The 23,121-nt window shown below is 66.5% G+C and carries 17 protein-coding genes; 8 read left to right on the forward strand and 9 right to left on the reverse strand.

The window, feature by feature from the left end; all coding sequences use genetic code 11:
- Window positions 1–1,929: an acetate--CoA ligase gene (acs, locus tag NA5_RS21075; protein WP_062988655.1), complete on the forward strand. Its 1,929-nt coding sequence runs from the start codon at window positions 1–3 to the stop codon at window positions 1,927–1,929.
- Window positions 1,930–2,138: 209 nt separating this feature from the next.
- Complete coding sequence (locus NA5_RS21080) at window positions 2,139–2,570, forward strand: Rieske (2Fe-2S) protein (RefSeq protein ID WP_062988657.1); 432 nt, start codon at window positions 2,139–2,141, stop codon at window positions 2,568–2,570.
- A 55-nt stretch (window positions 2,571–2,625) separates the two neighbouring features.
- Here the strand turns inward: NA5_RS21080 and NA5_RS21085 are convergent, their stop codons facing one another.
- Window positions 2,626–3,093 carry a VOC family protein gene (locus NA5_RS21085; protein ID WP_062988659.1) on the reverse strand — a complete coding sequence of 156 codons (468 nt, stop codon included), beginning with the start codon at window positions 3,091–3,093 and terminating at the stop codon, window positions 2,626–2,628.
- A gap of 92 nt (window positions 3,094–3,185) precedes the next feature.
- Window positions 3,186–4,139, reverse strand: a complete 954-nt coding sequence (locus tag NA5_RS21090) for a hypothetical protein (protein WP_084484302.1) — start codon at window positions 4,137–4,139, stop codon at window positions 3,186–3,188.
- Between the two features lie 88 nt (window positions 4,140–4,227).
- Here NA5_RS21090 and lspA point away from each other — a divergent pair, with 88 nt between their 5' ends.
- From lspA to NA5_RS21105, 3 genes are all read left to right on the forward strand, one after another.
- On the forward strand, window positions 4,228–4,917 hold the full coding sequence (lspA, locus tag NA5_RS21095; protein WP_062988661.1) for a signal peptidase II: 690 nt from the start codon (window positions 4,228–4,230) through the stop codon (window positions 4,915–4,917).
- Window positions 4,918–4,990: 73 nt separating this feature from the next.
- Window positions 4,991–5,917, forward strand: coding sequence for an RluA family pseudouridine synthase (locus NA5_RS21100; protein ID WP_062988663.1), 927 nt, complete (start codon window positions 4,991–4,993; stop codon window positions 5,915–5,917).
- Complete coding sequence (locus tag NA5_RS21105; RefSeq protein WP_062988665.1) at window positions 5,910–6,569, forward strand: hypothetical protein; 660 nt, start codon at window positions 5,910–5,912, stop codon at window positions 6,567–6,569. The genes NA5_RS21100 and NA5_RS21105 overlap by 8 nt, the downstream gene beginning before the upstream one ends.
- Here the strand turns inward: NA5_RS21105 and NA5_RS21110 are convergent.
- Entirely contained in the window at window positions 6,563–7,396 is an 834-nt protein-coding gene (locus tag NA5_RS21110; RefSeq protein ID WP_062988667.1) for a PhzF family phenazine biosynthesis protein, read from the reverse strand. The two genes, NA5_RS21105 and NA5_RS21110, sit on opposite strands and share 7 nt — an antisense overlap.
- 79 nt (window positions 7,397–7,475) lie before the next feature.
- The gene (locus tag NA5_RS21115) at window positions 7,476–9,899 is read right to left on the reverse strand and encodes an HAD-IC family P-type ATPase (protein ID WP_062988669.1); all 2,424 of its coding nucleotides are present in this window, start codon (window positions 9,897–9,899) and stop codon (window positions 7,476–7,478) included.
- Here NA5_RS21115 and rarD point away from each other — a divergent pair.
- Window positions 9,898–10,854 carry an EamA family transporter RarD gene (gene rarD / locus NA5_RS21120; protein ID WP_062988671.1) on the forward strand — a complete coding sequence of 319 codons (957 nt, stop codon included), beginning with the start codon at window positions 9,898–9,900 and terminating at the stop codon, window positions 10,852–10,854. The genes NA5_RS21115 and rarD overlap by 2 nt on opposite strands.
- Before the next feature lie 133 nt (window positions 10,855–10,987).
- Window positions 10,988–11,908 (forward strand): ADP-ribosylglycohydrolase family protein, encoded by a 921-nt coding sequence (locus NA5_RS21125; RefSeq protein WP_062988673.1) that lies wholly within the window; start codon window positions 10,988–10,990, stop codon window positions 11,906–11,908.
- 164 nt (window positions 11,909–12,072) lie between these two features.
- On the opposite strand, the gene NA5_RS21130 is transcribed toward NA5_RS21125, so the two are convergent.
- The 3 genes from NA5_RS21130 to NA5_RS21140 form a co-directional block, all read right to left on the reverse strand.
- Window positions 12,073–15,315: an arabinosyltransferase domain-containing protein gene (locus NA5_RS21130; protein ID WP_084484322.1), complete on the reverse strand. Its 3,243-nt coding sequence runs from the start codon at window positions 15,313–15,315 to the stop codon at window positions 12,073–12,075.
- Window positions 15,316–15,482: 167 nt separating this feature from the next.
- Window positions 15,483–15,980, reverse strand: coding sequence for a WKL family lipoprotein (locus NA5_RS21135; protein WP_062988677.1), 498 nt, complete (start codon window positions 15,978–15,980; stop codon window positions 15,483–15,485).
- Between the two features lie 96 nt (window positions 15,981–16,076).
- Window positions 16,077–17,531: a DNA polymerase IV gene (locus NA5_RS21140; protein ID WP_062988803.1), complete on the reverse strand. Its 1,455-nt coding sequence runs from the start codon at window positions 17,529–17,531 to the stop codon at window positions 16,077–16,079.
- 364 nt (window positions 17,532–17,895) lie between these two features.
- On the opposite strand from NA5_RS21140, the gene NA5_RS21145 reads away from it, so the two are divergent.
- Window positions 17,896–18,771 (forward strand): UTP--glucose-1-phosphate uridylyltransferase, encoded by an 876-nt coding sequence (locus tag NA5_RS21145; protein ID WP_062988804.1) that lies wholly within the window; start codon window positions 17,896–17,898, stop codon window positions 18,769–18,771.
- Between the two features lie 113 nt (window positions 18,772–18,884).
- On the opposite strand, the gene NA5_RS21150 is transcribed toward NA5_RS21145, so the two are convergent.
- Window positions 18,885–19,418 (reverse strand): NlpC/P60 family protein, encoded by a 534-nt coding sequence (locus tag NA5_RS21150; protein ID WP_062988679.1) that lies wholly within the window; start codon window positions 19,416–19,418, stop codon window positions 18,885–18,887.
- Between the two features lie 330 nt (window positions 19,419–19,748).
- The gene (gene ileS / locus NA5_RS21155) at window positions 19,749–22,880 is read right to left on the reverse strand and encodes an isoleucine--tRNA ligase (RefSeq protein WP_062988682.1); all 3,132 of its coding nucleotides are present in this window, start codon (window positions 22,878–22,880) and stop codon (window positions 19,749–19,751) included.
- Window positions 22,881–23,121 lie beyond the last annotated feature (241 nt).

Here is a 23,121-nt window from a genome sequence, read left to right on the forward strand (position 1 = left end):
TTGACCAGTGCAACCACCGACCCGACCACCTACCCGCCGGATGCGGCATTCGCAGCGAGCGCCAATGCCGATGCGGCACTGTACGATCGAGCCGCCGCCGACCGGCTGGAGTTCTGGGCCGAACAGGCTCGGCGGTTGCACTGGCATCAACCGTGGACGCAGGTCCTCGACTGGAGCGACGCGCCCGTCGCGAAATGGTTCGTCGACGGCAGACTCAACGTCGCCTACAACTGCGTGGACCGGCACGTACTCGACGGATACGGCGAGCAGGTGGCCATCCATTGGGAGGGCGAGCCGGGCGACTCTCGCGATATCACCTATGCCGAGTTGCTCGCCGAAGTATCAAGGGCGGCAAACTATTTCACCGCGCTCGGGCTGCGGACCGGCGATCGGGTCGCCATCTATATGCCGATGGTGCCGGAGGCGATCGTCGCCATGCTGGCCTGCGCCCGGCTCGGGTTAACCCATTCGGTGGTATTCGCCGGATTCTCGCCGACCGCGCTGCGCCAGCGGGTCGACGATGCCGGGGCGCGATTGGTGATCACCACCGACGGACAGTGGCGGCGCGGTACCGCCGCACCGCTGAAGGCCGCCGTCGACGAGGCACTGGCCGATGGCACGCACACCGTCGAGCACGTACTCGTGGTGCGCCGCACCAATATCGAGGTGCCGTGGACCGAGGGCCGCGATCTGTGGTGGCACGACACCGTCACCGACGCGTCACCCGATCACCAGGCGCAAGCCTTCGACGCCGAACATCCGCTGTTCATCCTCTACACCTCCGGCACCACCGGAAAGCCGAAGGGCATCCTGCACACCACCGGAGGCTATCTGACCCAGGCCGCCTACACCCACCACAACGTCTTCGATCACCGAGCGGGACAGGACGTCTACTGGTGCACCGCCGATATCGGCTGGGTGACCGGACACAGCTATATCGTCTACGGTCCGCTCGCCAACCGCGCGACCCAGGTCGTCTACGAGGGCACCCCCAACTCCCCCGATGAGCACCGGCATTTCGACATCATCGAAAAGTACGGCGTCACCATCTATTACACCGCCCCCACGCTGGTGCGGACCTTCATGAAGTGGGGCCGCGAGATCCCCGACGCGCACGACCTGACCTCACTGCGACTGCTCGGCAGCGTCGGCGAGCCGATCAATCCGGAAGCCTGGCGCTGGTACCGAGAGGTGTTGGGCGGCAATCGGACTCCCATTGTGGACACCTGGTGGCAGACCGAGACCGGTGCCATCATGATCTCCCCGCTACCCGGTGTGACGGCTACCAAACCGGGTGCGGCCATGGCCCCGCTGCCCGGCATCTCCGCCGAGATCGTCGACGACGACGGCGCCGAACTCGCCCGCGGCCGCTCCGGGCTGCTGGTGCTCGATCAGCCGTGGCCATCGATGCTGCGCGGTATCTGGGGTGATATGGACCGGTTCCGCGAGACGTACTGGGACCGATTCGCCGACCGCGGTTGGTATTTCGCTGGTGACGGCGCCAAGCTCGACGACGACGGCGACCTCTGGGTGCTCGGCCGGGTCGACGATGTCATGAACGTCTCCGGCCACCGCATCTCCACCGCCGAGGTCGAATCCGCCCTCGTCGGACATGCCGCGGTCGCGGAGGCGGCCGTGGTCGGCGCGAATGATGCGACCACCGGACAGGCCATCGTCGCCTTCATCATTCTCACCGCGGGCGCACACAATTCCGGCGACGAGCTGATCGGTGCGCTGAAAGCCGCTGTCGCCCAGGAGATCAGCCCCATTGCCCGACCGAGGGAGATCCATATCGTCCCGGAACTCCCGAAAACCCGCAGCGGCAAGATCATGCGCCGCCTACTCCGCGATGTCGCAGAGGGTCGAGAACTCGGCGATACGTCGACCCTCGTCGATCCGTTGGTCTTCGAGGCCATCGCCCGCGGATAGGCGCCGCCCCCAGCGGCGGACCCGGCCACCACGACGATGAGGGGGACCGGGTCCGCCGCTTCACGTCACGGACCGACACGCTGCTGCGGAGGTCGCGTTGAACCGCTCGCCTGGTCTGCCACGTAGACAGAGCGAACAGCGGTGCTGGCGGCCGCGCGCCGAATGCGACGGCGATCGTCAACGGCATCACCTTTTGATCGGAGTCCGTTATGACCAATGATGATCTCGTCCTCGACCGCCGCCGCGTGGTAATCGCGGGCGCCGGTGCGGCGGCCGCCCTGGCCGCGCTGACCGCGTGCAGCACGGCAGAACCCCCCAAGGCCGCCGCCGGATCGACCGGTCCGAATATGGCCGCCGGACAGCCGAATGCCATTGCCTCGACCGCCGAGGTGCCGGTCGGCGGCGGTGTGATCAAGGGCGATGTGGTGGTGACCCAACCGAAGGCCGGATCCTTCGTCGGCTTGTCCTCGACCTGCACACATGCGGGCTGCAAGGTCGCGACGGTTTCCGGCGGCACCATCAACTGCGCCTGCCACGGCAGCAAATTCGGTCTCGACGGGTCGGTGGTCAACGGCCCGGCCACCCAGCCGCTCGCCCCGAAATCCGTTCACGTCGAGGGTGACTCGATCGTCGCGGGGTAACCAGCACGCTATCCGCCGCGCGGCACACCCACCGCGCGGCGGATCGCACGAACGCTCATCCCTCGCCGAACAATTCGGCCATCCGCCGGTCCATCTCATCCGGCGGCACATCCTCGACGTGCGTTGCCACCGTCCACCGGTGGCCCCACGGATCCTCGAACGCACCACTGCGATCGCCGTAGAACTGGGTGGTCATGGGGGTGAGTTCCTTGGCGCCCGCGGCGAGGGCGGCGCTGAAGGCGGCATCGGCGTCCTCGACATAGACGTAGAGATTGACCGGCGTCCCGCCGACCGTCTTCGGGTCGAGGAAATCCATATCCGGGGCCGGATCGCCGACCATGATGAGTGAATTGCCGAAGGTGAGTTCGCAGTGCGCGATCTTGCCGTTCGGTCCAGGCATGCGCATCCGCTCCGATGCGCCGAAAATATTCTTGTAGAAGTCGATGGCGGCAGCGGCCCCATCGATCGCCAATCCCGGCGAGACCACCGGATAGCCCTCGGGGATCGGTTTCACATCGGACATGAGTTACCTCCGATCGAGGCGTTTGTCGGACAGGTGCGAGCCTATTCCTCACCCGCGCACGACATGCCTGATCGGCGCAAACAGCTACGGACTCATTCGTTCCAGGTGACCTGCGTATTGATCGTCTGCTGGAGCATGCTGGCGCTGCGCGGATCGCGGTAGGCCTGATGTCCGCCGACGGTGATCGAGCCCGCGACCGGCAGCGGCAGCCCCAGGTCGACGGTGATCGTGCCCGAGCCCTGCATGACGTAGTCCTTGATGTCGAGGGTGCCCGCGTTGTTCGGCAGCGACCACACCGGCGACTTCGGTTTCTGGGTCACCTCGAGTTCGATGGTCAGCCGGTCGCCATCCCGCTTGGTCAGCGTCGCGGTGGTCACCTGATCGAGTGCGACACCGCCGTCGACCTCCTGACGCACCGTCCACACCGCACCCTCGCCGACCGGTTGGTCCGGAAAGGTGATCGAACGGTAAACCGCCTGGTAGAAAGCCTGTTCCAAGGCGGCGCGGGCGTTATTCGAGGTATCCGGCGCCGGGGCCAGCCGCAGCGCGGTGATCGCGCCGAGTTCGCTCATATCTAATCCGGCGTGCGAACCATCGGCGGCCGTGAGCGCCTTGGCCAGCGACGGATCCGGGGAGGAAATGGTGCCGAGCGTCAGCTCGACACCGTCGCTATCTGTCTGCGCCGTCATCGGAATGGTCAGCGCGGGCGAGGAGAAATCACTCGGCGGCTGATCATTGATCTGCTGCTCGATATGGTGATCGGTGCGCAGTGTCACCTGCTGCACCGTGCCCGCCGGATAGTCGGGACGCAGCAGCGATCGCGGCTCCTCGCCCGCGGACACAACGGTGGCGACCGCCGCCGAAATCGGCACGGTCACTTCCTTGCCGATGCCGACCGGCTCGGTGCTGTCGGACTCGACGCGCGACTCGGCACCGTCACTACAGCCGACACCGAACGCGGACAATCCGACCGCGAGCACCATCAGCAGCACACCCGAGCGCGCGATTCGGGGTACGTGGGGGGAAGACAACACCGTCACGAGCATCAGAGTACGACCGCTTCCTGAGTGTCAGCTGGGACATGCAGGTGACCGCGTGCGTAGGGCAAATCGTTACTCGAGAGATGATGGTCGCGTGAGTGACGACCGGCCGCCCGAGGACAACTCCGCCGATAAGGCGGTACCACCCGGCGACGACACAGAAATTCCGACCCCGACCGCCGATCCTGCCAAGCCCGCCGCACCGCTGCGGCTACGCACGCTGCTGATCATCGCCGCGGTATTGCTCGGCTTGGACCTGCTCACCAAGACCATTGTCGTGGCCGAGCTGACCCCGGGCGATCCGGTGCCGATCATCGGCGATTTCGCGCGGTTGTCGCTGGTACGCAATCCGGGCGCGGCGTTCTCGATGGCCACCGGCATGACCTGGCTGCTGACCCTGGTCGCCGCGGCCGTGGTGATCGGGGTGATCCGGATCGGGCGCACGCTGCGCTCGCTGTGGTGGGCGATCGGGCTCGGCATGGTGCTCGGCGGCGCGCTCGGCAATCTGGTCGACCGGTTGTTCCGTGCGCCCGGACCGCTGCAGGGACATGTGGTGGACTTCATCGCCGTCGGCTGGTGGCCGGTATTCAATCTGGCCGATTCCTCGATCGTGTGCGGTGCGATCCTGCTGGTGGTGCTGACCGTCTTCGGCTTCGAACCCGATGGCACCCGCGCCGGACACGATCACACCGCAGAGACCGCCGCGGAAACGGCCGCGGAGCCGGACGAGCCTTCGGACAACGGCGCCAATGGTGCGGCCAGCAGCAAGGGGAATGCGGCGTGAGCGAGCGCAGCGAGCGAACCATGTCACAGCGGGCTTCGCTCATGCCGGAACCGAGCGCCAGCGAGGTGGAGGCATGAGGGAAACGCGAACCATGCCGGTACCCGACGGACTCGACGGCATGCGCGTCGACGCCGGGCTGTCCCGTCTGCTCGGGCTGTCCCGCACCGCCGTGGCCGCGCTGGCCGAGGAGGGTTCGGTGCATCTCGACGGCGTCGCCGCGGGCAAATCGGATCGGCTGATGGCCGGAGCATGGCTGGAGGTCGAGTTCCCGGAACCGAAACGGGAACTCACCATCGAGCCGGAGCCGGTCGAGGGCATGAAGATCCTCTACGCCGACGATGACATCGTCGCGGTCGACAAGCCGGTCGGCGTCGCGGCGCACACCGGCGTCGGTTGGACCGGGCCGACGGTGGTCGGCGGACTCGCCGCGGCGGGCTATCGCATCTCGACCTCGGGCGCGCACGAGCGGCAGGGAATCGTGCACCGGCTCGATGTCGGCACCTCCGGCGTGATGGTCGTCGCGCAGTCCGAACACGCGTACACGGCGCTCAAGCGGGCATTCAAACAGCGCACCGTCGATAAGCGCTATCACGCGCTGGTACAGGGACATCCGGATCCGAGCAGCGGCACCATCGATGCGCCGATCGGCCGGGCCCGCGGCGATGCCTGGAAGTTCGCGGTCACCGCGGACGGGCGACCGAGCATTACCCACTACGACACCGTCGAGGCGTTCCAGGCGGCCAGCCTGCTCGATATTCATCTGGAAACCGGGCGCACCCACCAGATCCGGGTGCATTTCTCCGCGATCCGCCACCCCTGCTGCGGTGATCTCACCTATGGTGCGGATCCCCGCCTGGCCGAGCGGCTGGGGCTGGAACGGCAGTGGCTGCATGCGCGTTCGCTGGGATTCAACCACCCGGCCGACGGCCGGTATCTGGAGATCACCAGCGAATATCCGGACGATCTGAAGAACGCCCTCGACGTGTTGCGCAATGCCTGAAACCTTGCGCCGCATTGCCATTGCCGTCGGCGCCGTCGGTTTCGTAGTGCTGATCGTGGTGCTCGGTTCGCTCAATCCCCCACGGCCGTCCGGCATCTCGACCGATCGGCTCGGGCCGGAACGAGGTGAGCGCGTCGCGGACTATCTCGCGCGGGCACGGGATTCGCTGTCGGGTTCGGATACCGAGGAACACTGGGCGCTGGTCTCGTTCACCGAACCCCTTACCCCGGACCAGATTCCGGCACACAGTGGCGGCCTGCGCATCGCCGCGGCCAGCCACCATGTGTGGATACCGCGGGTGAACACCCCGATCGTCACGGTGCAACTGCCTGCCGGAAATGCGGTAGCCGTGGCGTCCGCCGACAATGCCGCCTGGCAACTGGTGGCACAGCGCGCGGCCGACGAACGTACCGATCGCATCAATGCGGTGTCGGCGGGTCGGCTGCGCGCCGGGTGCGCGTGCACGGTCGGTCTGGTGGTCCGCGGATCGCTGCCCGAGCTCCGGAATCTGGCGACCCAGAATGACATCCGCGCCGTACAGGCCCTGCCCGCCGACGCGGTCGCCACCAGTTTCGCCATCGTTGCGTTGCTGCCGGAGTCCGAGGAGATCGCGCTGCCCGGTACCGATGACGGACCCGTCCCGGATCAGTAGCCCCGGGGTCGATCCGGCAGTGACACAACACCATCCAGGTATCGGCGGCAGCGACCGATGAGCAGTACCCGGTCGCCCGCGAGTTCACAGCGCAGGCTGCCGCCGCGCCTGGATAGTTGACGGGCGCTGAGTTCGGTCCGGCCGAATTCACGGCTCCACAGCGGAACCAGCTGTGCGTGCGCCGATCCGGTGACCGGATCCTCGACCACGCCGAGATCCGGACCGAAGACCCGGGAGACGAAGTCCACGGTATCGCCGGGCGCGGTGAGCACCGCATCGAAGGCCAGCGGTGGAAAGGCCGCGAAATTCGGCCGCGCCTCACGCACCTCGCGTTCGGAACCCACCACGATCACCTCGTCGAATCCGGTGTAGGCACGCACCGCGCGGACGCCGAGCGCATCCACCAGCGCGGGATCAGGCGTGACCTCCTCGGATTCCAGCGCGGGTAGGTCGAGTACGTATTCGTCGTCATCGGTGCGGTCGACGTGTAGCCAGCCGCTGCGGGTGAAGAAGCTCACCCGGTCCTCGCCGGGATGGATGTCCTCGAGCAGCTGCGCGGCCGTCGCCATCGTGGCATGGCCGCACATGTCGACCTCCCTGGTCGGGGTGAACCAACGCAGGTGCACGGCGGGCCACTCACCGGGTGGACCGCCCGCCTCGACGGGTAATTGCGAGGTGTAGAAGGCGGTCTCGGCGAGGTTGTTCTCCTCGGCCAGATGTTGCAACAGCTCGTCCGGCAACCATGCCGCCAGCGGCATGACCGCGGCCGGGTTGCCCGAGAACGGTGCGTCGGCGAACGCGTCGATCTGATGCAGCAATACCTCCATAGTCGAGAAGGTACTCCAACCCTGAATGATCGCTTCGCACAAGGTATCTCGTGGCGCGGCGGGTCGGGTGTCCAGTTGTTCAGGCACTCCCGCCCGGTGAGCTCGGAAGTAGCGTGTGCTTGTCGCCCTGAACTGCGCCCGCGATCCACCAGGCGGCCTCGACCAGCACGATGCCGACGGCGCCGCAGATGAACGCCGCGGTGGTGAGCTCGATATTCGAGGGGTCGAGTTTGAAGAAATGCCTGGTGAACGGGATTGTGAACAACAGCACATAGGCGAGGATCGAGGCGCCGATGAGCACCACCTTCCACCACACGTACGGCCGGGCCACGATGGCCAGCACCCACACCGCGATCATGATCAGGGTGATGAGCGCGGTGGTGCCCGCCTGCTCCTTCTGCTCGAAGGTGGCGTGCGGTCCCGCGTAGGCGATCAGATACGCGACGAAGGTGGCGATGCCGATCACCACACCGGAGGGAATCGCCAAACGCATGACGCGCGAGACGAATCCGGAGCGGGCGCGTTCATTGTTCGGAGCCAGCGACAGGATGAAGGCCGGAATGCCGATAGTGAACCAGGCCGCGATCGTGACATGCCTTGGCAGGAACGGATATCCGATCGGTTCGTAGTCGAAGATCTGTGAGCCCACACCGGCGATGCCGATCAGGAAGGCGAGCAGCACCGAATACACGGTCTTGGTGAGGAACAGATTCGAGACCCGCTCGATATTGCCGATCACCCGGCGGCCCTCGCCGACCACATACGGCAGGGTGGCGAATTTGTTGTCCAACAACACGATCTGGGCGACCGCGCGCGTTGCCGGACTGCCCGAGCCCATGGCGACACCGATATCGGAATCCTTCAGTGCCAGTACATCGTTCACGCCGTCACCGGTCATGGCGACGGTGTGGCCGCGAGATTGCAAGGCGCCCACCATGGCTCGCTTCTGATCCGGGCGCACCCGGCCGAAGGTGGTCTCGCGCTCGAGCACATCGGCGAGTGCGGGACGGTCCTCGGGCAGTTCGCGGGCATCGACCGCGTGATCACCGCCGCGCAGATCCAGTGACGATGCCACCGCGCCGACCGAGACGGCATTGTCGCCGGAGATCACCTTGATCGAAACCTGCTGGCTGGCAAAGTAATCGAGGGTCTCGCGGGCATCGGGACGCACCTTCTGTTCGAGCACGACCAGGGCGGCGGGGTCGACGACGCCCGGTGCGTCGGCGGCATCGACCGGACGGTCGCTGCGCGCGAGCAGCAGAATGCGCAGGCCCGATGAGCCGAGTTCCTCTGCGACACGGGCATCTTCCGAACTCGGATCCAGCAGCACATCGGGTGCGCCGAGCAGCCAGTCGCCGTGCTCGCCGTAGGAGAACCCGCTCCACTTCTTCGCCGAGGAGAACGGCGCGACCGCGGTGTGCCGCCAATTCGGCTTATCGGTCAGCTCCTCGCCGATGGCCTGCACGCTCGCATTCGGGCGCGGATCGTCGGCGGCCATGGCGGCCAAGGCCTGTCGCACCTCGGCGTCGTCGAACCTGCCGAGCGTCTTGATATCCGACAGGCGCATCCCGTTCTCGGTGAGCGTGCCGGTCTTATCCGCGCAGACCACATCGACGCGGGCCAGCCCCTCGATAGCGGGCAATTCCTGCACCAGACATTGGCGTCTACCCAGACGCACCACGCCGACCGCGAAGGCGACCGAGGTCATCAGCACCAAGCCCTCGGGCACCATCGGTACCAGTGCCGCGACCATGCCGGTGACGGCGGGCCGCCAGGACTCCTTACTGGAGAACAACTGGTTGTAGATGCTCAGCAGACCCGCCGGGATCAACAGATAGGTAATGACCTTGAGGATGGTGTCGATACCGCTGCGCAATTCGGACTTGACCAGCGTGAACTTGCTCGCCTCTTCGGCCAGCTTCGCGGCGTAGGCATCTTTACCGACTTTCGTCGCACGGTAGGCGCCGGAGCCGGAAACGACGTAGCTGCCCGACATCACCGCCGCGCCGATGGGCTTGTCCACCGGGTCGGCCTCCCCGGTGAGCAGCGATTCGTCGACCTCGAGCAGCGCGGACTCCTCGACCGTGCCGTCGACGACGATCTGGTCGCCGGGGCCGAGCTCGATCAGATCGTCGAGGACGACCTCCTTCGGCGCCACCTCGAGCGCCTGTCCGTCGCGGCGCACGGTCGGCTTGGCCTGGCTGACAATGGCCAATTGGTCCAGGGTGCGCTTGGCGCGGATCTCCTGGATGATGCCGACCGCGCTATTGGCGATGATCAGCAGACCGAACATGCCGTCGATAATCGAGCCGGTCGCCAGCACCAGGATGAACAGCACACCGAGGATGGCATTGATCCGGGTGAAGACATTGGCACGGACGATGTCGCGTACGGATCGGCTCGCCCGGTCCGGCACGTCATTGGTCAGCCCGTCGCGGCGACGTTGCTCGACCTCCGCCGCGGTCAGCCCGATGACGGCCGAATGGGGCACGGTAATCGACATGACCGCAAGGCTACCGAGAACTACGGTCGGTAGGGTGCAGCGAAGCAGGGCGGTCCCGGGTGTGGTGTTCGGTACAGGCGCATTTCTGATCTGGGGGCTGTTTCCGGCGTACTTCGGGTTGCTGGCCTTCGCCAATCCGGCCGAGGTGGTGGCGCAGCGAATTCTGTGGACGTTGGTGCTGGTGCTGGTGGTACTGGCGATTACCGGGCAGCTCGGTGGGCTGCGCGGAATCGCCCCGCGCACCTGGCGGATGGCGGCGGTGGCCATCGCGGCGCTATCGATCAACTGGGGCGTGTACGTCTACGGCGTCACCTCCGGGCATGTGGTGGAGTGTGCGCTGGGCTATTTCATCAATCCGCTGGTGACCGTGGCATTCGGCGTGCTGATATTCCGTGAGCGATTGGCCAGGGCGCAGTGGGCCGCGCTGGGTCTTGGTGCGGTTGCGGTCGCCGTGCTCACCGTCGACTACGGCAGACCGCCGCTCATCGCGCTGGCGCTGGCCTGTTCATTCGCCACCTACGGGCTGGTGAAGAAGGTGATCGCGCTGGACGCACTGCACGGAATCGCGGCCGAGGGTCTGGTCGCCGCACCGTTCGCGCTGGCCTTCGTGATCGTCTTCGCGGTGACCGGGCGCAGCGAATTCGCCAGTGGCATCGCGCATTCCGGACTGATGATCTCGACCGGTCCGGTCACCCTGCTGCCGCTACTGCTGTTCGCCGTTGCCGCGCAACGGGTTCCGCTCTCGACCATGGGACTGCTGCAGTACCTCACGCCCGCGCTGCAGATGGCCTGGGGCGTGGCCGTCGCGCATGAGCCGATGCCCGCGTCGCGGTGGGCCGGTTTCGCACTCATCTGGGCGGCACTGGCGATTTTCACCGGCGACGCGCTGATCCGCGGTCGGCGGCGGATCAGGACCGCGCAGCCCGAACCGGCCAGTTCAGCAGACCACCGCTGACCTGCCCTTCCCAGCCATGGGGTCGTAGTGAGGGCACAGTTTTCCACGCGATCGCTTGTCGATTCCGACAGCACGGAACCGGCCTTGTCCTCGGGTACATTGGCCGCGAAAACCGCAGGCGGCGGAAGGTTTCTTGATGCTGGACGATGCGCAGCTGGATCGAGCGACGGGTGTGCTGCTCGGCACCGCGGCAGGCGACGCGCTCGGGGCAGGATACGAATTCACCTGGCCCGGACCGCATGTCGCGATCGAGATGATCGGCGGCGGGCCCTGCCGATGGGCGCCGGGACAGTGGACCGATGACACATCGATGGCGATTGCCATCGCGCTGGCCGCCGATAAGCGGACGGGCATCGATCTCGACGAGGTGGCGGCCGGATTCGTCCGGTGGTTCGATTCCGATCCGCCGGATATCGGCATCCAGACCCGCGCCGTGCTCTCGGTGCGCCCGCGCTCGGCCCGGGAGATGCAGATGCAGGCAATGTCCTTGCACGGCAAGACCGGCGGCAACGGTTCGCTGATGCGCACCGCGCCCGTCGCCCTCGCATACCTCGGCGATGCCGACGAATGCGTCCGCATGGCCGGTGCGATCGGCGCGCTCACCCATCACGACCAGCAGGCCATCGAGGCGTGCAAGATCTGGACCTACGCCATCCGGCACGCCGTACTCACCGGCACCTTCGACGGTGTCCGCGACTTCGTGGACGCCTCGCCGAGCGCCGCCTACTGGACCCATCTGCTCGACCAGGCCGAAGCCGGTGGCCCGCAAGACTTTTCGAATAACGGCTGGGTCGTCCACGCGCTGCAGACCGCCTGGTGGGCCATCACCACCGCCGATGCCTCCGGCCCGGACCACCTCCCCCGCGCACTCGAACTCTGCGTCCGCGCGGGTGGCGACACCGACACCACCGCCGCCATCGCGGGCGGCCTGCTCGGCGCCCGCTGGGGCGCCACCGCCATCCCGCATCACTGGCGTCAACTCTTGCACGGCTACCCGGGTTACACCGCCGCGGACCTCGTCAACCTGGCCATCCGCATCGCGACCAAGATCTAGGCGCCTCGCGCCGACTATCAGGCAGCGGTGGTAAACGTCGTCGCCGCCACAGTGCTCGGATGCGGAATCGGCTTCCCGTCAGCGGCATCGCAATACCCCCCGGTTGTGACCTCTCCGTCGAGCGGCACGTTACGCGCGGGCACCGACAGGTTCGTCCACGCCGGTCAGTAGGCGGTGTTGATGTGGCCGGGGCTCCACAAGCCGGAGTGGTCCTGCTGGGTGATTTCCGGTTCGGCGGGATCGGCCTTGGGGTCGATACGGACCAGTTGTTGGAGTTCGCCCCAGTCACGACGCCAGTCCTGATCGAGGTAAGTGGCCAGAGTGCGCGGACGCAGGAGCATATTGGACCAGCCGAGCGGGCCGCCACCGTCGTGGCTCTGCCAAAGGGTGGTGATTTCGGCGCCCGGACGGTCCGGGAGAATGCGATAGGCCGGGACCTCGGCGATATTGTCGCGGTGGTCGTAGGGGCGCTGGTTGGGGAATTGCAGGCCGACCATCCAGTCGGTGAGGACCGGGACCTGGGAGCCGACAACATCGTCCAGCGTTCTGGTCTGCGGCACCCGCGGCGGGGTGACGGCCAGCCACTGCTTCGGATTGCGGTCGCGGTCGACGGCGACGATCCGGATAACGTCCGCGCCGGTGGGGATTTCGCTGAACGGTACGCGCAGGTTGCGCCAGGACGGCTCCGGTCCGATGTCGATCGGGGTGACCTTGCCCATGGGCTGCGCGGTAGTCGTGGAATCAGTTGCGCCGTATTCGATTTCGAGGGTCTGCCCTGGGGTGACAATGCCGTCGGCGTCGACCGAGCGGATCCGGCCCGCCGCGGTCAGCGCGATAATGCCATGGCGGTCAACGGGTTCCGGGAGCCGGTACCACCCGGTGGTCAGGTCGGCGGGTCCCGCGTCACCGGAGCCGTAGCTGCCGAGCACCGGCGTGGTCGACGCATTCAGTCCGAAAGGCAGTGCGGCGGTGGCGGTTCCAGCGGTGTTCTCCGAGGCCGACTTGCTGCTCAGCGCGTCGGCGATACTGCCGGTCGGACTCGAATCGTCGTCGGGTCGCAGGTCGGCGGCCACCCCCGAACCGGTGAATCCGGTACCGGTGCCCGACAGCGTGCTCACCGCATCGCCGGTCAGCGGCCGCAGCATGCCCGCATTCGGATCGGTCTCCACCAGCACATGACCGGCCAGACCCGCCGTCTTCCCGGTCAGCGCCTCGATATTCGAGCGCGCCAGCGAGAATGCCGGGCCCTGGGCCACAGCCGCCTTGGCGAAGGAGCCGACATCCCAGACCACGAGCAGTGCCAGCGCGATGGTCAGCGGCGGCAGCACCGAGACCCGCCACGCGAGACGCGAAACCCGATGCGGGGTACCGGGTTCCGGTGCCCGCACATGCCACCACGCGGCCACGGCGAGCAATGCGGCGGCAGCGAGCAGGAAGAGCTTGTTGAGCTCGACACCGGCGATCACCGGCGGCTTATCCCACCACGGAATGCCGTAAGACGAGACGTACCACCACTTATTGGGGCCGGAGAACACCAGCGCGAGCAGAAACGCGACCACCGCGGCGAACAGCGCGCGATAGCGCGGCGCCCGCAAAACCCTTGGGGCGACCGCCATCGCGGTCACCATGGCGACGGCACCGGCGACGCCCGCGTACACGCCGAAGTGATGGGTCCACTTGGTCGGCGTGACCATGATCAGCAACAGCGCGCCGACGGTGACGCCGAGGATGCGCCGGGTCGGCCCGGCCGCCAGCAATGGAATCCGACCGCCCTTGCGCAGCAGGACAATGACGCACACGATGAGCCCCGCCAACATCGCGAGCACACCGATTCGGCGGCCGACCGATCCGTCCGTCTCGCCCTGGAAGAGATACTGATAGCGCAGATAGTCGTTGAACCACTCGACATCCGGGCCGACGATGTGGTGGATCCGCTTCATCTCGAACATCGCCGCCAAAGGCTGATCGGCGAACATGATCGCCAGCGCCACGATACCGGCGGCCAGCAGCGGGGCGAGCAGCATCGCATACCCGACCACCCCGGACCGCAACGATCCCCGAGTCCCGGTGCGGTCCATGATGATTCGCGCGACCGGTCGCAAGCCCGCCAGCAGCGCCGCGATACAGATCACACCCGACGGCCCGGCGGTACAGGCGAAGGCGGCGACCAGGATCGCGAATCCGGCTGGCAGCAGCCGCCGGGTGGCAATGGCGCGCTCGACCAGACACCAGGTGAGCAGCAGTCCCAGCGCGACCGGCGGTTCCGGACGCAGCCCGTTGTCATAGGCCAGCCAGATGGTCAGGAAACCGAGTGCGCCGGTCCACATCGCGACGCGGTCGCGCCGCACCGCGACCCCGAGCCGGGGCGCCACCTCACGGCTGAGCAGCAGCCACATCAACACACCGCAGCACAGCGCGGGCAGCCGCACCCATGGACTGGCGGTACTGACCTGCGTCATGATCCGGATCAGGTCGTAATACGGTGTGCCGACCGGATTCTCGGGCACGCCGAAGTAGGCGAAATAGTTGGCCATATAGCCCGCGACACCCGACGCACGGGCCATGCCGAACTGATAGCCGTCATCGGAGGTGGTCGACCCGATGAAGTACCAGACCACCATCGTGCCGAGCACCACCGCATCGACCAGTGTGAACGTCCACCAGCGCTGCGGCAGGAACCGGCGCACCCGCCGTCCGTCCACTCGGTCGAGCCGATACAGCGCGACGAGCGCGACAATCGTGCACAAGACCGCGAGCCAGATCGCCACGCGCTTCAGCGGAGTCGGCGTCGAGGAGAACCGGGTGTCGAGTTCAGCAGTGACGCGCGCACCGTCGGCCGCGGCCAGATCGCTGAAGATGCCCACCATCTGTGGCCGATAGTCGCCATTGAGCACCAACGGGAATCCGGACGCCTCGAATCCGACCAGCGTGGCGGTCGCGCTGGTGTTATCGGCGTGCACGGTGAGTTCACAGCCCGGAACCAGTTCGGCCACCGGCACGCTGAGCAATGCCTGATTGCGCAGTACGACATCCAGCCGCGCCGGAGTGTCGGCTCCGGCCCGCACGCGGGCGACGAATCCGTAACGCTCGAGATCCGGTGCGCCATCGGGTCCGGTCGCCGCGAGCGTGCCGCCCTTCGCGCTGAGCTGGTCGATCGCTGTGCACGGCAGGGTGGCGTCGAAAGTCAATGGCGCATAGGAGATCAGCGGCGCCTCGATACTGCGCGCCGAACCCGCCTGCGGCCAGGTCAGCGTCGCCGCGTCCACCCGCACCGGCAGCAGCGGCACGGCGACGGCGAACAATGCGCCCAACAGCCCCGCGACCGGACCGGCCCAACCCCTCCGCGTCTTCGATTGTGCCGTCCCGAGTTCGGATTCCTCGACGGACGGCTGCCCCGCCCACACCATCGTGTCAGCCACGGGGCCTGATCCTAACGGTAACTATTTCGAACGAAAGTTCTTGCCAGCGTGCGGCATTGATTCTCAGCAAGCGCACAGCTGTCGCGGCCGACACCGGGTCGGCCGCGCCAGCTGGCCCTTTCGAGCGACCTGCAAGCAGTCGCTACCGAGCGAACTCAGCCGCAGGCCGAGGACTGCTGGCCGAGGTTGGTCAGCATGGTGCAGGCCCAGGCCTTCTGGATCTTCCACTTGCCGTTCTCGGCGACGAACGGCACGTCGATAATGTTCTCCTGACCGTTCAGCACGACCTTGGCCTTGGCATTGACGCTGTCGCCGAAGCTGGTCACATCGGTGACCGTCACACTGATGTTGGCGTTCTTGGCGGCCTCGGCGAGGCGGTTCGGCAGTTCCGGATCGGCCTCGGCGCCCTGCACGCCGTCGAGCTTCTCCGAATTGGGTATCGACGGATCGAGGGCACGCTGCAGCTGGGTGTTCAGGTCCGCGACGGAGGGGACCGGCGGCAGATTGGTGGTCGCGTTGGCCGAGGCCTTGGCGCTGGTACTGGTCTTCGCGGCCGGCTTGCTGTCTTTGTCATCGCTGCAGGCGGTCATGCCGAGTGCGGCGACGACGGCCAGGGCGGCGATGGCGATGCGTCCAGTCTTACGAAGCTTCAACTGCTCGTCCTTTACGTTCGAGTAGGTACATGTCGTTCCACCAACGGCAGCCGTCACCCGAACCGGCGACGCTGCACGAATGACCCAGGCTACCTGTCAGCGGAGACTGCCGAGCGGATCCGCCCGGGACAGACTGATGTCGTCGGCGGCAAAGGTACGCGCCGGACCGGGCCCTGTCGAGCTGGTCTCGAACCGAACAGTAACCACACCGAGTCCGGCGCCCTGCACCCACCCGTGCCCGAATTCGGGGTGGGTGACATCCAGTCCTGGATACCACAGCGTCGCGTTCCGCACCGGCGAATCGTCCTGAGCTGCACCGACGCTCGGCCGCGTGGTCGTGGGGACCGGGGATGTCGCGGTGTCCATCACCTCGACGCCGGGCGGCCCGACCGACGCCCCCGCGCCGAGCTCGATGCCGCCGTCCTCAGCCCCGGGCGGCCCCACCGGTCGGCCCCAGTCATCGGAGTGCGGCGCGTCGCCCTCCCAGACACCCGCATCCTCGACCGGCGCCTGATCCAACTCCGGAAACAACGACTCCTGCCGGACCGTCGACAACCCGCCGTAGCCCACCCCGACCAGCCGAATCGGCCCGAGCTCGGCCGGATCAATGGCCGAGCGCTGCGCCGCCGTCGTCAGCGTGGCCAGCTCGGTCGTCGCATACGGCAAGGTGAACGACCTGGTCACAATGCTCATATCGGATTTCTTCAGCTTCAGCACCACCGTGCGCGCGGCCCGGCCGTCCTTTTCCAGACGCCGGTGCGCGGCTGCGGCCATGGTGTCGATCGCCGGACGTAGCTGGGCCATCGTGACGATATCGGTCTCATAGGTGTTCTCTGCGCTGATCTGTTTGGCCTCGGCCCGCTCGGCGACCGGCCGGTCGTCGATGCCGCGGGCCAGCCGGTGCAGTGCCGCACCGACGCTGCCGCCGAGTATGGACACCGCCTCCGATTCCGGCAGCGCCGCGAAGGCGCCGACGGTCTCGATACCCAGCGAACGCAACCGGCCCTCGGCCACCGGACCGATCCCCCACAGCTTGCGCACCGGCAGCCCGGCCAGCAGTCGCTGCTGCTCATCCGGCGAAACCACCCGTACCCCATCGGGTTTGGCCATTCCGGAGGCGATCTTGGCCAGCTGCTTACCAGTGCCCGCACCGACCGAGGCGACCAGCCCGGTCCGCTTCCGCACCAGCGCGCGCAAGTCCTCGCAGAATTCGAGCACCTGCTCGACGGTCGCGCCCGCCAACTCGGCGGGCTCACCGAACGCCTCGTCGAACGACAATGTCTCCAGCACCGGAATGCGGCTGCGCAGTGCATCGAACACCCGCGCACTGACCACGCTGTAGACCGCACCGCGCGGCGGCACCACCACCGCGGTCACCCCTACCAACCGCCGGGCCTGATGCATCGGCATGGCCGAGCGCGCACCGAATACCCGCGCCTCATAGCTCGCCCCCGCGACCACACCGCGTCCACCGGTGCCGCCGACCAACACCGGACGCCCGCGCAGTGTGGGCCGGGTCAACTGTTCGACCGAAGCGAAGAAGGCATCCATATCGATGTGCAGCACCCACCGCCGAGCCGTTCGCACGGACGCGCCTTCCCCGGCGGCCACAGCGGTGTTGTCGGTGCTCACGCACCGGAATCTACGCTGTGGCACCGACAGGTCGGCCCACCGCGCAACTGGCACAACCCTGTGAATCCGGCAGGAAACCTGGGTGTCGGATGTAGCCCAGCCGAGTAATTCCTGCGAAATTGCTACCCGATCCGAACGGCGCGACGACCGGGAGCCCGCGGCGCTCTGCCCTGCTCAACCGCCCGTGACCAGGACCGATACCGATGTGTTGCCGCCCCGACATGCCCTGACCAAGCCGCGGGATCACCGGTTCGGACCCGGCCGGATATGTGATGATCGGACCATGAAGATCCGTAAGGCCGTGATACCGGCCGCCGGAATCGGCTCCCGGCTGCTCCCGCTGACCAAGGCCATCCCCAAGGAGATGCTGCCGGTCGGCGACAAGCCGGTCATCGAGCACACCGTCCGGGAGCTGGTCGCATCCGGAATCACCGATATCACCATCGTGGTCAGCGGCGGAAAGTCATTGATCCAGGACCATTTCCGTCCCAACCCGGCCCTGGTGGCCCAACTTCGCGCCGACGGCAAGGACGCGTTCGCCGATGCGGTGGAGGAGGTCGGCGAGCTGTCCCGGCTCGGGCATATCACCTACCTCGATCAGCACGGGCCCTACGGCAATGGCACCCCGGTGCTCAATGCCGCCCGTAATCTCGGCGACGAGCCGATGCTGGTGCTGTGGCCCGACGACGTCTTCGTCGCCGGGGTGCCGCGGGCCCAGCAGCTGATCGATGCCTACGAGGCGACCGGCGCGCCGGTGCTCGCGCTGATGCCGATGGACCCGTCCGAATCCAAGCGTTACGGCGTCCCGGTCGTCGCGGACGATCAGGGCAACGGTCTGCTGCGCATCACCGGGTTGCGGGAAAAGCCCAAGCCCGAGGACGCCCCGTCGAACTATGCCGCGATCGGCGGCTATGTCGTCACCCCCGGCATCATCTGCGAACTGCGCCGACAGACCGAGCAGTGGTACGAACATCGCACCGGCGAGGTGTACCTCACCGATGCGATCAATGTGCACGCCGCCGACAATCCGGTCTTCGGCCAGGTCATCCAGGGCCGCTGGTACGACACTGGCAATCCGGCCGATTACCTGGTCGCCCAATTCGCCTCGGCGCTGACGCATCCGCAGTACGGGCCGCTGCTGCGTCAACTCGTCGACTGATATCGGGTTCGCCTAGGACAGGGCGTGATGACGAACCTTGTCGTCGGTCAGTGCTGGCGACCTTTCCCATCTACGCGCAACTGAGCTGATCGGGGAAACGTCGCCGGTCCAGATCAGAAACGACGGATCGTGTAGATGTCGAAGTCGCGAAGAGGATGCAGACCGACCGGAACGCCCCAGTCGTGCGCATCCAGGATCTGCCCGGAGCCCGCGTAGATGCCGACATGTGAGGCGTCCTCATTGAGGATTACGACATCACCCAGCGACAGGGCCGGGAACGGAACCGCGGCGCCGACCTTGGCCTGCTCCCAGGTGGTGCGCGGCAGTTTCACCCCGACCTGCCGGAATGCCCACTGGACCAGAGCCGAGCAATCCCAGGCGAACGGGCCGGTGGCACCCCATTCGTAGGGTTTGCCGATCTGGGTGTAGGCCGCGGTCAGTGCGCCGAGTCCGGCGACACTCGGCAGCGGCAGGGCAGCCGAACCGCTGGAACTGCCGGAACTACCGGATGCCGAGCCGGAGCTGCCCGACCCGGAGCCGCTTCCGGTATCACCGCGCGCCGTTCCGGCCAGGACGAGCATCATCACGGCCGATACCAGAAACCCGATAGCTATCCGCCGCAACGCCATTTTGCGCTCGGTGATCATATGCTCGCCCCTTCCATCGACCCGGTCGACGTGCAGTACCGGCCTCGATACCGGGGAAGGAACCGCACGTCACTGCACCTGCGCTGCGGCACGTATCCACGTGCGGCGCAAGGTATTTCAGGTAGAGCAGTTCAAGCACCAACAATCACTGCCGTCACAGAAGTAGATCTGCGCACCAACAGCAACATGCCGATTGTGCCGGGCATTGTGCGAGCACGACAACGAAATCAGCTATTTTCCAGCATGTGATCTACATCACATCTAAGGGGGCACGATGCAACTCGGGGCGGGATCTCCAGATCCCGCCCCGAGCACCGCGTTCCGGCCGTATCAGACCTTCGCGATCGAGACCCGCACGCCACCGACGATGTCGGTGGCATCCGCGCCCGGCTCACCGAAAGTCAGCTCGGTGGCCAGGATTTCGCCCGCGATGAGATCGCGGTGGGTCTGCGCCCAGACCTGCTTATCGGCGGGCACCGCGAGCACCACGGTGATGCGATCGGATACCTCCAGCCCCAGGGACTTTCGCGTCTCCTGCAGATCGCGGATCACATCGCGGGCCCAGCCCTCGGCCTCGAGCTCCTCGGTCACCACCGAATCGAGCACCACCAGACCGGCATTGCCGGGCAGGGCCGCGGTGGACTCCGGCTCGGCCGCGACCAGGCGCTGGGTGTACTCCTCCGGCAGCAGTTCGATGCCCGCCGCGGTGACCACACCGGAGACGTTCTCGGACCATTCGCCCGCCTTCACCGCCTTGATCACCGTCTGCACATCCTTGCCGAGGCGCGGTCCCGCGGCACGGGCGTTCACCACCAACTCGAAACGGCCGTGCACGGCGACATCGGTGGTCAGGTCGACCTTCTTGACGTTCACCTCATCGGCGATGATGTCGGCGAACGGCCGCAGCCGCTCGGCATCGGGCGCGGCGATGGTGACCTCGGCCAACGGCAGCCGCACCCGCAGGTTCTTCGCCTTGCGCAGGCTCAGCACCGTCGAGCAGACCACCCGGACCTCGTCCATGGCGGCGACCAGATCCGGATCCTCCGGCAGCTCACCCTCCTTGGGCCAATCGGCCAGGTGCACCGACTGCTCGCCGGTCAGCCCGCGCCAGATCACCTCGGAGATCAGCGGCAGCAGCGGCGCGGCCAGCCGCGTGACGACCTCGAGCACCGTATGCAGTGTGTCGACGGCATCCCGATCCTCTTCCCAGAAGCGCGAACGCGACCGCCGCACATACCAATTGGTGAGCGCATCGGCGAAGGAACGCAACTCCTCACAGGCGCCCGCGATGTCGTAGACCTCGAGCGCATCGGTCATCACGGCCTGGGTCGCGGCCAACTTGGCCAGGATGTAGCGGTCCAGCACATGCGGCGAATCCGTACGCCACACACCGGTTTTCGAGGCGTAGAGCTGCAGGAAGGTCCATGCGTTCCAGAGCGGGCGCAGCGCATGGCTGACCCCCTCGCGGATGCCGCGCTCGGTGACGATGAGATTGCCGCCGCGCAGGATCGGCGAACTCATCAGGAACCAGCGCATCGCATCGGAGCCGTCCCGGTCGAACACCTCGTTCACATCCGGGTAATTGCCCTTGGACTTGCTCATCTTCAGTCCGTCGTCACCGAGCACAATGCCGTGCGCGGCAACGGTTTTGAAGGCCGGACTGTCGAACAGCGCGGTCGAGAGCACGTGCAGGTTGTAAAACCAGCCGCGAGTCTGCCCGTTGTACTCGACGATGAAATCGCCCGGGAAGTGGCTGTCGAACCACTCCTTGTTCTCGAACGGGTAGTGCACCTGGGCATAGGGCATCGAACCCGATTCGAACCAGCAGTCCAGCACCTCAGGCACCCGGCGCATGGTCGACCTACCGGTCGGATCATCGGGATTCGGCCGGGTCAGCTCATCGATGTTCGGCCGGTGCAGATCGGTCGGGCGCACGCCGAAGTCGCGCTCCAACTCCTCCAGCGAGCCATAGACATCGGTGCGCGGGTAGTCCGGATCGTCGGAGACCCAAACCGGGATCGGGCTGCCCCAGTACCGGTTGCGGCTGATATTCCAGTCCCGCGCACCCTCGAGCCACTTGCCGAACTGTCCGTCGCGGATGTGTTCGGGCACCCAGGTGATCTGCTGATTCAGCTCGACCATCCGGTCGCGGAATTTGGTCACCGCGACAAACCAGGACGGCACCGCCATGTAGATCAGCGGCTGGCCCGAGCGCCAGCTGTGCGGGTAGGAGTGCTCGATCGTCTCGTGCCGCAGCAGCTTTCCGGCCGCCTTGAGATCCTTGATGATCACCGGATTGGCGTCGAAGACCATCAGGCCCTCGTACGGCGGCACCATCGAGGTGAACTTGCCGCCCGGATCCAGCGGCTGCACGAGTTCGATGCCGTTGGCGGCGGCGACATCCATATCCTCCTCACCGAAGGCCGGTGCGAGGTGCACGATTCCGGTACCGGAGTCGGTGGTCACATAGTCGGCGGTCAGCACGCGGTGCGCGTTGGGATGACCGACGAAGAAGTCGAACGGCGGTGCGTAGGCCAGGTCCGCGAGAGCGGCGCCGTCGAACTCGCCGAGCACCTCGGGCTCATCGCCGAATTCGCGAGCGTAGTGCGAGACCCGCTCGGCGGCCAGCAGATAGCGCTTGCCGTCGGCGCCTCGCACATGCACGTAGCGCACATCCGGGTGCACCGCGATCGCGAGGTTCGACGGCAGCGTCCACGGCGTGGTGGTCCAGATGAGCGCGTTCGCGCCGTCGAGTTCGTGCAACGGATGCTCACCCGGCACGCGCAGCACCATATCCACGGTGACGGCCGGGTCCTGGCGCATCTTGTAGGCGTCGTCGAGTCGGCTTTCCTGATTCGACAGCGGGGTCTGCTCGTACCAGCTGTAGGGCAGCACCCGGAAGCCCTGGTAGATCAGGCCCTTGTCGTACAGCGACTTGAACGCCCACATCACCGACTCCATGAAGTCGAGATCCAACGTCTTGTAGTCGTTGTCGAAGTCCACCCAACGGGCCTGACGCGTCACATAATTACGCCATTCCCCGGTGTAGCGCAGTACCGATGATTTACAGGCCGCATTGAATTCCGCGAGCCCCATGGCATCGATCTGTGATTTGTCCGTGATACCGAGCTGCTTTTCCGCTTCGATTTCCGCGGGCAGTCCGTGACAGTCCCAGCCGAAACGTCGATCGACCTGCTTGCCGCGCATCGTCTGGAAACGTGGCACGAGATCCTTGACGTAACCCGTGAGCAGATGTCCATAATGTGGCAAACCATTGGCAAACGGTGGCCCGTCGTAGAAGACGAACTCCGGCGCACCCGAACGGTTCTCGATGCTGGCACGGAAGGTGTCGTCGGCGGCCCAGGCGTCGAGTACCCGACGCTCCAGGTCAGGGAAGGATGCGCCGGTGCCCGCACCCAGATCGACGCGTGGGTATGCGCTGCTGGAAGGTTCGTCCGCCATCGCGGATCCCGTCTCCTCGTGCCGCCGCGCCGTAGCGCGTATGTGTCAGCACGGGGACGATGACGACGCCGGTTGCGTCGAAACCGCGGTACCACCCCGCTTGTCCGGGCGCCGCGCCGATCCGCGACCAACCAGGACCTCTCATTGCGAGCTGTGACGGGCTCACCCGTTCGGTTCTACTGAGTGCGGCGTGCGCACCGTTCTTCCGAAGACTCCCCGGTGATGGCCGGATCTACGCCGA

Source organism: Nocardia anaemiae NBRC 100462, from assembly GCF_001612725.1.
Lineage (GTDB): Bacteria > Actinomycetota > Actinomycetes > Mycobacteriales > Mycobacteriaceae > Nocardia > Nocardia anaemiae.

Excerpts from the sequence above, each read along its gene's own strand:
- NA5_RS21080 (WP_062988657.1), top strand. The coding sequence starts at position 2,139 with ATGACCAATGATGATCTCGTCCTCGACCGCCGCCGCGTGGTAATCGCG.
- NA5_RS21085 (WP_062988659.1), bottom strand. The coding sequence starts at position 3,093 with ATGTCCGATGTGAAACCGATCCCCGAGGGCTATCCGGTGGTCTCGCCG.
- NA5_RS21090 (WP_084484302.1), bottom strand. The coding sequence starts at position 4,139 with ATGCTCGTGACGGTGTTGTCTTCCCCCCACGTACCCCGAATCGCGCGC.
- NA5_RS21100 (WP_062988663.1), top strand. The coding sequence starts at position 4,991 with ATGAGGGAAACGCGAACCATGCCGGTACCCGACGGACTCGACGGCATG.
- NA5_RS21105 (WP_062988665.1), top strand. The coding sequence starts at position 5,910 with ATGCCTGAAACCTTGCGCCGCATTGCCATTGCCGTCGGCGCCGTCGGT.
- NA5_RS21110 (WP_062988667.1), bottom strand. The coding sequence starts at position 7,396 with ATGGAGGTATTGCTGCATCAGATCGACGCGTTCGCCGACGCACCGTTC.
- rarD (WP_062988671.1), top strand. The coding sequence starts at position 9,898 with ATGACCGCAAGGCTACCGAGAACTACGGTCGGTAGGGTGCAGCGAAGC.
- NA5_RS21115 (WP_062988669.1), bottom strand. The coding sequence starts at position 9,899 with ATGTCGATTACCGTGCCCCATTCGGCCGTCATCGGGCTGACCGCGGCG.
- NA5_RS21130 (WP_084484322.1), bottom strand. The coding sequence starts at position 15,315 with ATGGTGTGGGCGGGGCAGCCGTCCGTCGAGGAATCCGAACTCGGGACG.
- NA5_RS21140 (WP_062988803.1), bottom strand. The coding sequence starts at position 17,531 with ATGGATGCCTTCTTCGCTTCGGTCGAACAGTTGACCCGGCCCACACTG.
- NA5_RS21145 (WP_062988804.1), top strand. The coding sequence starts at position 17,896 with ATGAAGATCCGTAAGGCCGTGATACCGGCCGCCGGAATCGGCTCCCGG.
- NA5_RS21150 (WP_062988679.1), bottom strand. The coding sequence starts at position 19,418 with ATGATCACCGAGCGCAAAATGGCGTTGCGGCGGATAGCTATCGGGTTT.
- ileS (WP_062988682.1), bottom strand. The coding sequence starts at position 22,880 with ATGGCGGACGAACCTTCCAGCAGCGCATACCCACGCGTCGATCTGGGT.